The organism is Shewanella sp. CG12_big_fil_rev_8_21_14_0_65_47_15 (genome assembly GCF_002783505.1).
GTDB lineage: Bacteria > Pseudomonadota > Gammaproteobacteria > Enterobacterales > Shewanellaceae > Shewanella.
Map to the genome: position 1 here is coordinate 1 of NZ_PFGL01000060.1, position 13,506 is coordinate 13,506.

Consider the following 13,506-nt stretch of genomic DNA (forward strand, 5'->3'; position numbering starts at 1 on the left):
GATGGTTCACTCGTTAAGCGGTGAACAGCGCTTCATACGACTTCACGTCGCACGTCCCAAAACGTGCTGAGTTTTTATTTAAAACTTACAGGCTACGCCGATGCTAAACAGGTGAGCTAGGGTGATTGGCGAGACGACCGTCCGCCCCATGGCCGCTTTTTGGCATCCATGCCATCGCGGCATTAGTGAATCCTTTCACATCAGACGGGGCGGCCAAGCATCCATTGAAGGACTGGAACAACATCCCTGTTTAACTGCCAGTTCGCCATCTGATAGGCAGGATGCCTGAATGTCGTGCAATGCAGGGATGCATGAGAACGACCATGGCTCTCGTTCATAAACGTAGAAACCCTAGGTTTCTATTCACCGTGTCGGCGAGCGAATGCCATGGCGATCCTATATAATTGATTAAGTTGACTTTTTATTCAAAATTATTTTTAATTGGGCATGGTTGAGTTAGGCCAATGAACCTAATAAATATCTCTCGCATAAAGCAGACAACCTACTGTTCCACCCTGCAATCTTTATAGCCTGATGCAATCACCAGCCCGATTGCCTGTCGCGATAGGGTTTATCGGGATCTTTTAACTGCCGCACCGCGGCAATAGTGCGATTTTTGCCGAGTAACAGCTTAATTTGGCTTAAGGATTCACGGCTTAATAGGCTGCGCAGCGACGCGGTCCAACTCACGTTAATACTGAGCTTGATCGCCGCCGCAGCATCGGGGGAAGTCTTACTGAACTGCGTGGCTAATTGCTTGGCGGCAAGCATAGGTTGTTCACTTAATTGCGTGATGAGTCCAAGGGATAGGGTCTCTTCACCGCCCAGCACTTTAGCCGTCAGGGTCAACAACATGGCCTGATCCTTGGGCATAATTTGCCTCAGGGTCACTAATCCCGCCATATCGGGTACCAGCCCCCACTTGGCCTCCATAATTGATAACTGGCTGTCATGGTTGGCAATACGTATATCTGCGCCGAGGGCGATTTGCATTCCTCCCCCAAAACAGCAGCCATCGAGCACAGCAATAACAGGCACAGGTAAACGCTGCCAGCCGAGGGAGACACGTTGTGCAAGATTAGCATTGCCCGGTAACCACTTAAAAAGCAGTTTGACCGCTTGCATCGGCGCCGACATCACACTTTTAATATCCAGCCCAGCGCTAAAATTGCCACCAGCACCCGAAAGAATAACCGCACGAATACGGCGATTTTTTTTAATGTTTTTAATAGCCCTATCCAGTTGGCTAAACATTAAATAATTAATTGCATTCATCTTTTCTGGACGATTAAGCAGCACATAGGCAATGCCATCGTCAATTGTCACTTGCACACATTGGTCGCTCATGAAATATTCCGTTACTGGTCAGTCCAGATTGGATGTTAACATATTTGGTTTAATTCACTAAAAGATATAACATGGGCGCAAATTTTGACCTTGGTCAAAATATTGTCATTACAGCCAAATATTGATGCACAACTATGTTAGGCTATAACGATTAAGTTTGAGCACATTAATAGCTCTTTCAGCAAGATAAGCCGTTCGAATTCAAATATTACTGAAACAACGTGAGTTCTATAACACCAATCTCAAATAGTACCTGCAAGAAATTTAGCGACATAAAATCTGCAGCGTACATGTAGAAGAGAAAAACCAGACTTGCCCGAAGCTCACAATTCGTCAGTCAAACTTGAAAAATTAGTGTTATCTTCAATTAATGGGCAAATTAAGGATCACCAGTCAGCATGACAATATCTGTACTCATCTGTGACGATTCCGCCATGGCGCGCAAGCAAATGGCCCGCACTCTGCCCAAAGAGTGGGATGTCGACATTACCTTCGCCGCCAATGGTGCCGAAGGATTAGATGCCATTCGCGCAGGTAAGGGTGAAGTGGTATTTCTCGATCTTAATATGCCCGTGATGGACGGTTATGAAGTGCTGCAGGCCGTGCAACAAAACGATCTGCCCGCGCTGATCATTGTGGTTTCCGGCGATATTCAAATCAAAGCCCATGAGCGAGTAAAAGCGTTAGGCGCCTTAGATTTTATCCAAAAACCCGTCAGCGCCGACGCCATCAGTAACATTTTGCAAGAGTATGGCATCTTGACTCTGACGCAGAAAGATATCGCCGACGAAGTCCCAATGATCAAAGTCGATATGCGCGATGCCTGCCAAGAAATTGCTAACGTCGCCATGGGGCGCGCCGCCGATCTGTTGGCCAAGTTACTCGATGTATTTGTGTTACTCCCCATCCCCAATGTGAACGTGCTTGAGGTGAGTGAATTAACCATGGCGCTCAAAGCCACGGAAGAAAGCTCAACTGTTTCAGCACTTTGCCAAGGCTTTATTGGTGCGGGGATTGCGGGAGAAGCCTTATTGCTATTCCATGATTCTAGCTTCCAAGATATGGCCAAGCTGATGGGATTAGCCAATCCTGAAGATAAAAATACTGAGATTGAAGTCCTGATCGATACTGGAAACGTGCTGATCGGTGCCTTCCTCAATGGCATATCCGAACAACTCGATATGAAATTCAGCCAAGCCCATCCCGTAGTACTTGGCCGCCACTGCACGGTTAACGATCTTATCCATGATAATTCAGAGAAATGGCACCGAACTTTAGCGATGGAGATCAATTATCGGATTGAAGATCATAATATTCAATGCGATTTGTTACTGCTCTTCACCGAGGACTCCATCCCCACTCTGAGCTATAAGCTCGGCTATTTACTCGATTAACCCGTTGGATTTTACTTTATGTCAAACGACCAAAGCGCAATGAACGAACTACACTGGCTTATCGATATGGTGCAAACCATAGAGGTAGGGTTAGTGGTGTTAGATCGCCATTACAATATCCAACTGTGGAACGGTTTTATGGAAAACCATAGCGGCGTTTCCCCAAATTCGATCAAAGGTCAAAATCTGTTTTCTCGCTTCCCCGAGCTACCCGCGACGTGGTTAAAACAGAAAATGGAATCGGTTTTTATGCTTAAAAATCGAGCCTTTATCAGTTGGGAACAAAGGCCCTATGTGTTCCAATTCAAAAATTACCGCCCTATTACTGGCCGCGCCGATTTCATGTATCAAAACGTGACCCTGCTACCACTGGCCTCCTTAACCGGACAAATAACCCATATCAGCGTAATTGTGTATGACGTTACCGATATTGCCGTCAACAAGTTGCAGCTTAAGGCGGCTAATGAACAACTTGAGCACCTCAGTCAAACCGATGGCTTAACCCAACTGCATAATCGACGCCATTGGCAACAATGCTTAGAGCATGAATTTGATTTATATGCCCGTTATTCGGGGGTGGCGAGTTTAGTGATGATAGATATAGACCACTTTAAAAAAATCAACGATACCTATGGCCATCTCGCTGGGGATAAAGTCATTCAGCATATTGCCCATATCCTCAGTCAGTCCCTACGGGAAACCGATTGCCTGGGCCGTTATGGCGGCGAAGAGTTTGCTGTGGTCATGCCCAAAACGAGCGGAGTAGATGCCCTACACTTTACCGAACGCTTACGGGAAAAAATTGCCGCATCTGTCATAGTGTATGAAAGCCTTAAGATTACTGTGACGGTAAGTTTGGGCGTATGTGAAATTGGCTCCCATATCACCAGCAGTTCAGGCTGGATTTCTTGCTCCGACAAAGCGCTATACGAAGCAAAACAAAAAGGCCGTAATTGCAGTATTTTGCATACAAGCAACACGAGCCATACCTAAAACATACACCCAATAAAAATGCCCATTTAGATGGGCATTTTTATTAAAATCTTGTCGTGACAACAATCAAGAGACTGAAGATGAATTAATGTGGGAAACCATCATCTTCGTCGTCTTCATCCTCATCTTCGTCGTCCATATCATCACCAACGAAGTAAGTTCCCCAACCGTCATAATCCACTTTTTGTTTTGCCGCCAGTTGCAGTAATTGCTCGGCGGCTTTATCCAATAATGCAACATCCAGCTTATGGTGAGCAACCGCATCGAAACAGAAGATCACTGAGCCATCTTCGAGTTCCATTTCTTCGGCGTCATTGACTTCGAAACCGAGTTTAAACGCATCCACAGCCGCTTTTTCGAGACGGTCAAAATTGGTAGATGAAAAATGATGCTCAATAATATATTCCGCATCTGGCTCTGAGCCATCGTCAAGCAGGGCTTGCACTATGTCACGATTCTCGGCAAGTTGGGCTTTTAACTGACTTTCAATAGACATGGATTTGTCTCCGTTAAGGTAAATCTGGCTCAAATTGAAGGTATTATACGTCATCATCCGTAAGAGTTTTACCCATAAGTGCTGCCGCTTCTTGATTTATCTCAGCGAATTTTGCCGACATGTTGGCATGGATTTGCGCCGAAAAAGCCTTAACGTCCGCCTTATCTAGCCCTGCCGTAGGAACTGGCGCCATCATTTCAATAATAACGACCCCATTATCCCAACGGTTTAAATTAATATGGCTCTGGCAAGAAGCCAGCACAGGAACCACTGGTACTCCAGCCGCAAGTGCCGTATGAAAGGCGCCCGCTTTAAAGGGTAATAATCCTCGCCCACGCGAACGCGTGCCTTCGGGGAAAATCCACACCGATAAGCTATTTTGCTTAATTTTTTCGACCGTCTTAGCCATAGTATCGAAGGCGCTATGGCGGTTTTTACGATCGATTAAAATATTGCCCGACAGCCAATAAATTTGGCCAAACAATGGCATCCACGCCAGACTCTTCTTACCTAAACTCACAGTTCCCTTAGGTACGGCTTTAGTGTGGGTGAAAAGATCGAAGTTATTTTGATGATTTGCCAGGAAAATATAAGGTCCATCCTGCACGTCTTTATGGCGACGTACTATGACTTTAATCCCTAGGATAGGGGCGACCGATGAGAAGATCTTGGCGAACATATGTACATTGTCACGGTGACGCGGCCTCAGCAAGCACACTAAGCCACCAAAAATAAAGGCAAGCAACAATGACACCGCCAACAACATAGATCTGACGATTAACAGCACGGCATACTCCGACGATAAAAGTGGCGACAGTATAGCCACCATGGCCTAGGGACTCAATATATTGTTTACATCTGTAAGCTGACTTGCTAACACCGCAAACTAACAGTTGAAACACCACAAACAAAAAGCCCATCGATATACTGAACCTCCAGTGTATCGATGGGCTTTTAATTTCCAATTAGAGGTGCTGTTTAGGCAAGACGTCAGCCTCCACTGCCAGGGGTGATACTCGAGTTAACGCCAAGCGGAAGACTAAGGCACTCACGGCTAAAGTGGCGACTATCGCCGCTCCGCTTGGAAGGTCTAACGTCGCCGACAGGATAAGTCCTAACACATAGCCGAATAAACCAACGAGGTAAGCATAAAACAAGCGACCTTTACCGCGGTACTTGTTTAGTGCCAAAGCGGGCAATATTAAGGTACTAAACACTAAGTACACACCGACTAATTCAACCGACAAGGTGATGACTAGTGCAAATAGCAGATAAAACCCAGCTCCATCCAAAATTTTGGGGTGCAAGAATATCGTCAATAGCACGGCAGAATACACCAGTGTCGGCAACACCAATTGCGACCAACTCACCCAGAGGATCTGGCCCGACATCAATTGTTTTAGCAGCTCGGCGCCGTGTGGGTCGTTCGCCAATAGCAGCATAGCTGCCACCGCTGACAACACATAAAAGCAGCCGATCATCGCTTCTAGCTCACCCGCCATTCGCTTAGATAACCAAGCGATAAACCCCGCGCCACCAAGGGCAAACAGGGCTGGCATCCACACATGGGAAAAGGGCATCTCTTCCAATCTGTGGTCCATATGGGCGACGATGGCGCCTAGGGCGGCAACCTGTGCTATGGCTAAATCGATAAAGATAATGCCACGCTTAAGCACTTGCCTACCCAGTACAATATGTGTCGACAACACTAAGATCCCCGCCGCCAGCGCAGGCAAGAGAATCGACATCAGTTCCAGATCAAACATAGGCCTTATTTCACTCCATTTAAGAGGGAAATAACACTGTCGTATAGACTAAAAAGATCTTTGCTGCTGTCATTGCCCCCCACTGACATAGGTAACATCACCACTGGCAAGTTCGCTTTTTCACCGAGCCATTTGGCACCGCGCTCATCTTGATAGGAGGCGACGATAACCGCCAAAATATCACCTTGCTCGGCACGGCTCAGCAAACTAGCCAAATGCCCACTGGTGGGTGCTAGTCCAGGTTTAGGTTCTAAATCAGCCACTTGCTCAATACCAATCCAATTGAATAGATATTTAAAACTAGAATGGTAAGCGATCACTTTTTTACCCTGTAGCCCCTTGGCTTGCTCCTCCCAACGTGGAATTGCCGCTTGCCAACGGGTACTAAAGTCGGCTAATGACTTTTGATAATCGGCCGCACCCGCAGGGTCAAGTTGAACCATCTTAGCCGTTAAGGCTGTCGCGACCTTGAGCAGTCGGGTCGGATCGAAATGGAGATGTGGATTCCCCTTAGCATGCACATCACCCATGCTACGATCGACACTGGCCAATTTATCTAAGGTTTCAATTTGATCGGCGGCGAAAAATAAGCCCTGATCGGTCGAGCGCACGTTAGCGTTTGCCGACTTCATCTGCAGCATAGGCAGCCAACCTATCTCAAGATCGGCGCCGGCACAAACCACTAGGTCCGCCTGACGCATTTTGGCAATCAAGCTTGGTCGCGCCTGTACTTGGTGGGGATCCTGCAAGGCTGTGGTTGCCGAATAGATGCTCGCCGTAGGAGCAAGCTCCTTCGTTAATGCCGCATATTCAGGTTCACAGGCAAATACATTGAGTTCGGCATGGGCCAAACCGGTATAAGCGACAGATAAGGCCACTGCGGCCAATTTAGCTAAATTAGAATTGATGCGCACCGTGGGCCCCCAGAGACATAATGTATTGAATAGTGAAGATGTTATCGTCTTCAATTCCGTCGAAGTTAGTACCCTTTTGATGGGTATACTGGAAACGAACCGTCGAGAAATGGCTTGAATGCCACGCCAGAGTCACCTCAGACTCCTTCAACTTTTGCCCATGAAAATGATCGTCATGGAGTTCCTGGGTATCGACCTCACCGTAGCGCAGCCCCGCGGACCAACTCGGGGTAAATTGATACACACTGCTCAAATACCAACCCTGGTGGTAATCTTGGCTCGGCGCATCCTCAGGATGCAGATCGACAGGGGTAAAATCGCTCACACGATAGTACTCGCCGCTCAGGGTAAGATTTTGGTACTTATAGTTACCATTGGGCGCCCACTTATAAACAAAATCAGCACCATAGGTATTTTTACCTGTGTAAGATGCGGCATGACTATGGCCTGCTTCGCCATCTTCTGTCGCCTCATCGTGCCCATCGCCCTCTTCATGGGCCGTCATTTGGCCATTTTCGTTACGTAGGTAACTTAGGCCCGCCTGCCATGAGCTGTTATCGCCGATATCACCGCCGATTTTTGAATACAAGGTATAAATGCCGACCTTCTTAAACTCACGCTCACCATGTTCATCGGCCGCACGTAAACTGTCGCCCTTAAAGGCTTCGATACCCATGGTCCAATAGAGATCCGTTGGAGCAACATAATTCAAACGCACCCCATCATCAAAATAATGGCCCCCAAGAAACGCGCGGTAAACGATGGGACGATCGGTAAAGGCATCGGTATGTAAATGTTGGTTATTTAGGTAACCAATATCCGACAGGAAACGGCCGCCACGGATTGAAAATCCCGCTGGCATCGCCATAGTTTGAATAAAGGCTTCCTCAAGATTCAGCTCGGTCTCACCGTCATGGCTCTCAACCACCGCAGTCACTTTGCCATAGAACATATCGTCAATATTGGCGCTCATCGCCAGTTCTGTTTCACCTAAGCCAAAACCGTCTGGGCTCTCGGCCAAGGGACGCTCGCCCGTTTGATAATAACCATTCAAAACCGCACTGATCGCAGGATTTGTCAGGCTCGAATCTTCCGCTAAGAGTGTCGGCGAAACTAAAGCGCACGCCAAAGCCACCAAAGACATTCGGGTATTTAACACAGTCATGATATCTCCAAAATACAACTAGCACTCGATGACTGATATAAAGCCATCAAGAAATACAATAAGTTAAAATGTTTTAGTTGATTTAGAGAGTGAAAGGAGGCGCACGGCTGTGATAAACACTAAGGTGTTTTGAAATGGAGGGGGGTAACACAGATTCGACCACATCAAACTGCTGCGCGGCTAAATCGAGTGTCAGTGGCTGGGTCAATAAAATCTTGTTGAGCTGATGCTGATGGAAGCAGAGTGTACAGTGGGTTTTAGCCCCATCATCAAGGTGGGTCACACTATGGGCGGAGGCGGCAAAAGACAGCAATACCAATACGGCAGCAAGCCATATTGAAATTGTGCGTCTTATGTGACGTTGAAGTCTCACCTAGTCGTTCCCATAGTAAAAAAGTGACACAAGTTTATGCTAGGCCCACGGTAAGTTGCAATAAGGTAATGGCCCTACAATAGGTTACAAGATATTTACCTTTAATGCAGTTATAGATAAAACAGATGAAAAACAAGGCGTAGGCTAGCAAAAAGGGGGATTTAAGATTAGCTTAAGTCAGAATAACTATAGTGTGTTGAGTCTTTATGCAGGCGAAAAACCACAAGATTCGCTTGGCATTATTCCCCTGTCCATCTATCAAAAGGCAACCAAAATGCTAGCATTTTTTCGTGAAAACTTAGGGCTAATCTTAGGTATAGTGATTTTCGGCGCATTGATTTTGGGCGGAATTTATTACGTTGAACATTCATTAGAGAGCCAAGAGCAAGTCGTTCAGTAACGACGCTATTAGCTTCCCCTGAGCCCGCTTTCTTGGGCTCAGGATGCCACATATAGTGATTAACGGTATTTCTGCCGCTGTTCACTATCGTCGACCTTTTCCGGCGCTTCTATCGTAATCACTTGATCCATAAAGTGACTCACAAACAACAGCATCAAAGAAAAAATCATCACAGGAATTAAAAAGTGTCTGACCGATGCATCAAAGTAACTGTAAAGCCCAGTGAAGAGACTCAAATAAAAACCGAGTAATTTGAGCTTAGCGAGTATAGGACTACGCCCAAGCCAAGCTGTGCAATGGGGACATTGAACTTGTGCATGAAAGCCCTTTCCACGCTGATGGCTGATTTCACTCACTTTAATATATTGATTGCAATGGGAGCACAACATAAAACTAGGATTCTTAAATAAGGGAGACTAAGTTTACCAGATCCCTGTTCAATCCAAGTGTTCAAATTGATCTCAACCGTTAAAAATGTCGATAAATACACTTAAGGGCATTAGCACCCCGTTCCACAGCGCGAAGTGTGTATCCATCCAACGGTAAAATAATACAAGGTAGGAAGCACGCTAGCCTACCCTGAATGTGAGCTTAGCGACAACGCAGTAAGAGCCGCTAACCTAATCCGATAATCTCACCGTCTTCATCGATATCGATCTTTAAATAACCCGGCTTGATCCCAAGTCCTGGCATAGTCATCACATTGCCCACCAGTGCCGTAATAAATCCCGCCCCCGCATTCAAACTTAGGGCTCGAATAGGCACGATAAAGCCCTTTGGCACGCCTTTTTGCGTAGGATCATGGCTGATCGACAGTGGTGTCTTGGCAATACAGACAGGTAAATGCCCATAACCCAGTGCATTCAGTTGCTGCACTTGTTGCTTGGCCTCAATGGAGAGACTGACGCCCAATGCGCCATAACCGACCTCGGCTAAGGTCGATAACTTAGCCTCTAATGATATTTGCTCTGAATACAACGGCTTGTACTGGATTTCAGTTTCAGCGGCTTGGATCACAGTTTGCGCTAGGGCAATTGCGCCGGCCTCCCCCTTGGCAAAGGCATCACTTATCTCACAACCAAAGGCCTGAGTGCGACTAACAGCCTCAGTCAACCATTGCAGTTCGGCATCGGTATCGGTAGCAAAACGATTAATGGCAACCACTACTGGAATACCATATCGAGCCACATTGTTGATATGCCAGTTTAAATTAGCAAATCCCGCCTCAAGACGAATTTGATCGGGCGCATTGATATCTATATCAGACTCTAAACCACTGTTGGCTTTCAGGGCCTTTAGGGTGGTGACTAACACCGCCGCACTCGGCACCTGCCCCGACTGGCGCACTTTGATATTGCAGAATTTCTCAAAGCCCATATCGGAACCGAACCCGCCTTCGGTAACCACAAAATCGGCCAGTTTTAAGGCGATATCATCGGCAATAATCGATGAATTGCCGTGGGCGATATTGGCAAATGGCCCCGCGTGGATAAGACACGGCGCCCCATTGAGGGTCTGCATTAAGGTCGGTTTAATGGCATCGGCCATAATCGCCGCCATGGCACCCGCCACACCCAAATCATCGGCGCTGATCACCTCCCCCTGCCGATTGAGCGCCAAGACTAAACGGCCAATACGAGCACGCATATCCGCTAAATTTTGACTAAGGGCCAGAATGGCCATCAACTCGGAGGCGGCGCTAATGTCAAAGCGCGATGCATATTCGGGCCCATTGTTTTCACCCAAGCCGACATGGATTTGCCGCAGGCAACGATCATTATGATCGACGACCCTGTGCCAGCGGATCTCACTGGGATCGATATCCAAAAATGCCAGCCCAGATTGTGCCTCAAATTCGGTTTTGCCTAAGTGCGACTCGTGAAAAAGCCGCGCGGCAATGGCCGCAGCACCTAAATTGTGGGCACTGCCTACGGCATGAATGTCCCCAGTGAGGTGCAAATTCAGCTCCTGCATAGGCACCACTTGTGCGTAACCACCACCCGCTGCGCCACCTTTTACCCCAAATACCGGCCCCATACTCGGCTGACGAATACAGGCGCAGGCCCTTTTACCTATGGCCTTAAGCGATTGAGTTAGGCCAATACTGGTCACGGTTTTACCTTCACCATAGGGTGTAGGAGTGACGGCAGTGACGATAATGAGCTTACCCGTACGCTGGCCAGCTAAGCGCCGCTGCACACATAAATCGACCTTAGCTTTTGTGTTACCAAATAAGGTCATTTCTTCGGGTAATAGCCCAAACTCAATACCCAGTTCTGCGATGTTTTTTAAACTTGCACGGCCTGAAATAGCCATATCGGTCAGCATGGGTAATTTCTCCCTCGAAGGTATTCTGGGTTAGTATGAATGTTCGACATCAACATAAGCCGATTGAATACCACAGATATTAGGTGATGAGAAAGTGATAGCAGGGGTTAATGAGCGATTCCTTAATCTGCATCAAACAAATCGGCTTACGGTCTTTACACAACAAAAAACACCTTCCCCAGAGAGGAATGATATGTACGAGCCCCATTTTACTTTTTCTGAATTTGTTGCTGGATTTTGGCGAATGGCAAGCTGGGAGATGACGCCGATACAAGCTCTAAACCTGATTGAGCAATACCTAGATTTAGGCGTCACTACGATGGACCACGCCGATATTTATGGCCAATACCAGTGTGAAACCTTGTTTGGCGAAGCCTTAAGCCTCAAACCTGCACTGCGTGAGCAAATGCAGCTCGTCAGTAAATGCGGGATCAAGCCCGCCTTTGATTGTCGACCGACGCGTTACGTCAACCACTATGACACCTCCTACGCGCATATTGTTGCCAGCGTTGAACAATCCTTGGCGCAACTGAATACCGATTATCTCGATCTGTTACTTATCCATAGACCCGATCCATTGATGGATGCGGATGCGGTCGCCGAAGCCTTTTCACGCTTAAAACAGGCGGGCAAAGTGCGTCACTTTGGGGTTTCTAATTTTACTGTGTCACAGTTTTCATTACTGCAATCGAGACTCGACGCCCCTTTAGTCACCAATCAAGTGGAGATATCACCACTGGAAATGAGACACTTAGCCGATGGCACCTTAGATCTCTGTCAAGAACGACGTATCAGACCTATGGCTTGGTCATGTCTGGGTGGGGGAAACATTTTTAAGAATACCCATCCGCAGGCCGTACGCTTGCAGCAAACATTAGCCATCATAGCCGACGAAGTGAATGCCCAAGACATTAGCCAAGTGATCTATGCTTGGGTACGTATGTTGCCAAGCAGGCCTGTGCCCATTATAGGCAGTGGTAATATTGAACGGATTAAGAGTGCCGTCGCATCGAGCCATATTCGGCTCGATCGCCAGCAGTGGTTTAGCATCTGGCAAGCTGCAACGGGTCACAGCGTACCTTAACAGGGTTTCCACGGGAGTTTAAAACTGCACATCACCACTTAAATGGGGGCGACGGCCTTTGCTATCCCGCAGTTCAAAGACCCAGCGATCGGCGCCCTTTTCATAGGCAAATCCCACTTCGGCTGGCATTAAAAGTGGCAACTTAAAAGCCACATCGACAACGAATGGACGCTCGCCAATCTCGGGCATTAATTCAGCCAAGCAGCGGGCCTTAGACCACATGCCATGGGCCAGCACGCGATCGAAACCAAAGCGCTTGGAGAGCACGGGGTGTAAATGGATCAGGTTATAGTCACCGGAGGCTTTGGCATACCGGCGGCCAAGATCTTCACTGAGTACCCAGCACTGCGGTGCATCCCACGCCATTTCAAGCGCCTTAGGTGGACGCACTCGGCGACCCGCAGTTTCGATACGATATAAATAGGTCGAGAGCGATTCCCACACTAACTCTTCCCCGACAAATACTTTTGAAACAAACTCAAATTCCAAACCCGAATCTGTCTCACGGCTCGTTGTGAGTGCGCATTCTAAGGAGAACTTCTCGTCGACTGTCGTAGGGCGATACACTTGGATGCGGTTTTTAAGGTGGATCATGCCCAGTAATGGAAAGGTAATACCATCGTGGGTAAAAATGACCGCATGTAGGCGAAAGGCCATGATATAAAGGTAAGTCGGCGGAAGGACTTTACCATCAAACTGGAAGCCGCAAACTTGGGCATATTGGCTGACGCTCGCTTCAGACACAGTCACATTAGGCGCAGTGACCTTAATATGAGGTAGAGGCTGTTGGTTCCAACCTGGTTTACGTCCAAAGAAGATCTTGCGATAAAGAGAAAACAGCGACGGCATCGCGTTCAATTCAACACAATATGCATTATTCAAGTCTGAGTACCTTTTAATTAACTATCCCTCGGCGCCGATAGCCAGAAATACCCCGCCCAGATGACTAACATCCGCTAAATCAAACTGATCACGAGTGTAAAACAGGCAAAACTACGTCTTAAAAAGGGCTGATGCTGACTCTCCGAATGGACAACTATACCCAAACAACCTGAAGATGCAGGATTCAGCGGGAATTTAACGCACTTTAGGCAAGGCGGTTATTTGCAGACCTAGTGGACTAAGTTAAAAATAACCAACACAGCATAAAGTGCGTTAAAAACCGCCGGGACGGAGCGCCTAGGGCACTCCACTTCCGTGTTGCATCAATTCAAAAGGTGGCCGACATTCTTTCATTGATGCGCCT

At 47.3% G+C, this 13,506-nt stretch carries 14 protein-coding genes; 4 read left to right on the forward strand and 10 right to left on the reverse strand.

What is annotated here, in order from left to right; genetic code table 11:
- Window positions 1–540: 540 nt before the first annotated feature.
- Window positions 541–1,347, reverse strand: coding sequence for a crotonase/enoyl-CoA hydratase family protein (locus COW15_RS16035; protein ID WP_293633645.1), 807 nt, complete (start codon window positions 1,345–1,347; stop codon window positions 541–543).
- A gap of 398 nt (window positions 1,348–1,745) precedes the next feature.
- On the opposite strand from COW15_RS16035, the gene COW15_RS16040 reads away from it, so the two are divergent.
- Both COW15_RS16040 and COW15_RS16045 read left to right on the forward strand, forming a co-directional pair.
- Complete coding sequence (locus tag COW15_RS16040) at window positions 1,746–2,741, forward strand: response regulator (protein WP_293633647.1); 996 nt, start codon at window positions 1,746–1,748, stop codon at window positions 2,739–2,741.
- 18 nt (window positions 2,742–2,759) lie between these two features.
- Entirely contained in the window at window positions 2,760–3,734 is a 975-nt protein-coding gene (locus COW15_RS16045; RefSeq protein WP_293633649.1) for a sensor domain-containing diguanylate cyclase, read from the forward strand.
- A gap of 85 nt (window positions 3,735–3,819) precedes the next feature.
- Here COW15_RS16045 and rraB read toward each other — a convergent pair whose 3' ends face one another.
- The 6 genes from rraB to COW15_RS16075 form a co-directional block, all read right to left on the reverse strand.
- On the reverse strand, window positions 3,820–4,230 hold the full coding sequence (gene rraB / locus COW15_RS16050; RefSeq protein WP_293633651.1) for a ribonuclease E inhibitor RraB: 411 nt from the start codon (window positions 4,228–4,230) through the stop codon (window positions 3,820–3,822).
- A gap of 43 nt (window positions 4,231–4,273) precedes the next feature.
- Window positions 4,274–5,017: a 1-acylglycerol-3-phosphate O-acyltransferase gene (locus COW15_RS16055; RefSeq protein WP_293633653.1), complete on the reverse strand. Its 744-nt coding sequence runs from the start codon at window positions 5,015–5,017 to the stop codon at window positions 4,274–4,276.
- 178 nt (window positions 5,018–5,195) lie between these two features.
- Complete coding sequence (locus tag COW15_RS16060; RefSeq protein WP_293633655.1) at window positions 5,196–5,996, reverse strand: metal ABC transporter permease; 801 nt, start codon at window positions 5,994–5,996, stop codon at window positions 5,196–5,198.
- A 5-nt stretch (window positions 5,997–6,001) separates the two neighbouring features.
- Window positions 6,002–6,910, reverse strand: coding sequence for a zinc ABC transporter substrate-binding protein (locus COW15_RS16065; protein ID WP_293633657.1), 909 nt, complete (start codon window positions 6,908–6,910; stop codon window positions 6,002–6,004).
- The gene (locus COW15_RS16070; protein ID WP_293633659.1) at window positions 6,894–8,075 is read right to left on the reverse strand and encodes a hypothetical protein; all 1,182 of its coding nucleotides are present in this window, start codon (window positions 8,073–8,075) and stop codon (window positions 6,894–6,896) included. The genes COW15_RS16065 and COW15_RS16070 overlap by 17 nt, the downstream gene beginning before the upstream one ends.
- An 82-nt stretch (window positions 8,076–8,157) precedes the next feature.
- On the reverse strand, window positions 8,158–8,448 hold the full coding sequence (locus COW15_RS16075) for an ABC-type zinc uptake system zinc chaperone (RefSeq protein WP_293633661.1): 291 nt from the start codon (window positions 8,446–8,448) through the stop codon (window positions 8,158–8,160).
- Window positions 8,449–8,722: 274 nt separating this feature from the next.
- Between COW15_RS16075 and COW15_RS16080 the strand changes: the two genes are divergently transcribed.
- Window positions 8,723–8,848 carry a hypothetical protein gene (locus tag COW15_RS16080; RefSeq protein ID WP_293633663.1) on the forward strand — a complete coding sequence of 42 codons (126 nt, stop codon included), beginning with the start codon at window positions 8,723–8,725 and terminating at the stop codon, window positions 8,846–8,848.
- Window positions 8,849–8,907: 59 nt separating this feature from the next.
- Here COW15_RS16080 and COW15_RS16085 read toward each other — a convergent pair whose 3' ends face one another.
- Both COW15_RS16085 and COW15_RS16090 read right to left on the reverse strand, forming a co-directional pair.
- A complete protein-coding gene (locus tag COW15_RS16085) occupies window positions 8,908–9,237 on the reverse strand; it encodes a hypothetical protein (RefSeq protein ID WP_293633665.1) in 330 nt (109 codons plus the stop codon).
- 226 nt (window positions 9,238–9,463) lie between these two features.
- The gene (locus COW15_RS16090; RefSeq protein ID WP_293633667.1) at window positions 9,464–11,176 is read right to left on the reverse strand and encodes a formate--tetrahydrofolate ligase; all 1,713 of its coding nucleotides are present in this window, start codon (window positions 11,174–11,176) and stop codon (window positions 9,464–9,466) included.
- Window positions 11,177–11,369: 193 nt separating this feature from the next.
- Here COW15_RS16090 and COW15_RS16095 point away from each other — a divergent pair, with 193 nt between their 5' ends.
- Entirely contained in the window at window positions 11,370–12,260 is an 891-nt protein-coding gene (locus COW15_RS16095; protein ID WP_293633669.1) for an aldo/keto reductase, read from the forward strand.
- An 18-nt stretch (window positions 12,261–12,278) separates the two neighbouring features.
- Here the strand turns inward: COW15_RS16095 and COW15_RS16100 are convergent, their stop codons facing one another.
- Complete coding sequence (locus COW15_RS16100; protein ID WP_293633671.1) at window positions 12,279–13,109, reverse strand: MaoC/PaaZ C-terminal domain-containing protein; 831 nt, start codon at window positions 13,107–13,109, stop codon at window positions 12,279–12,281.
- Window positions 13,110–13,506 lie beyond the last annotated feature (397 nt).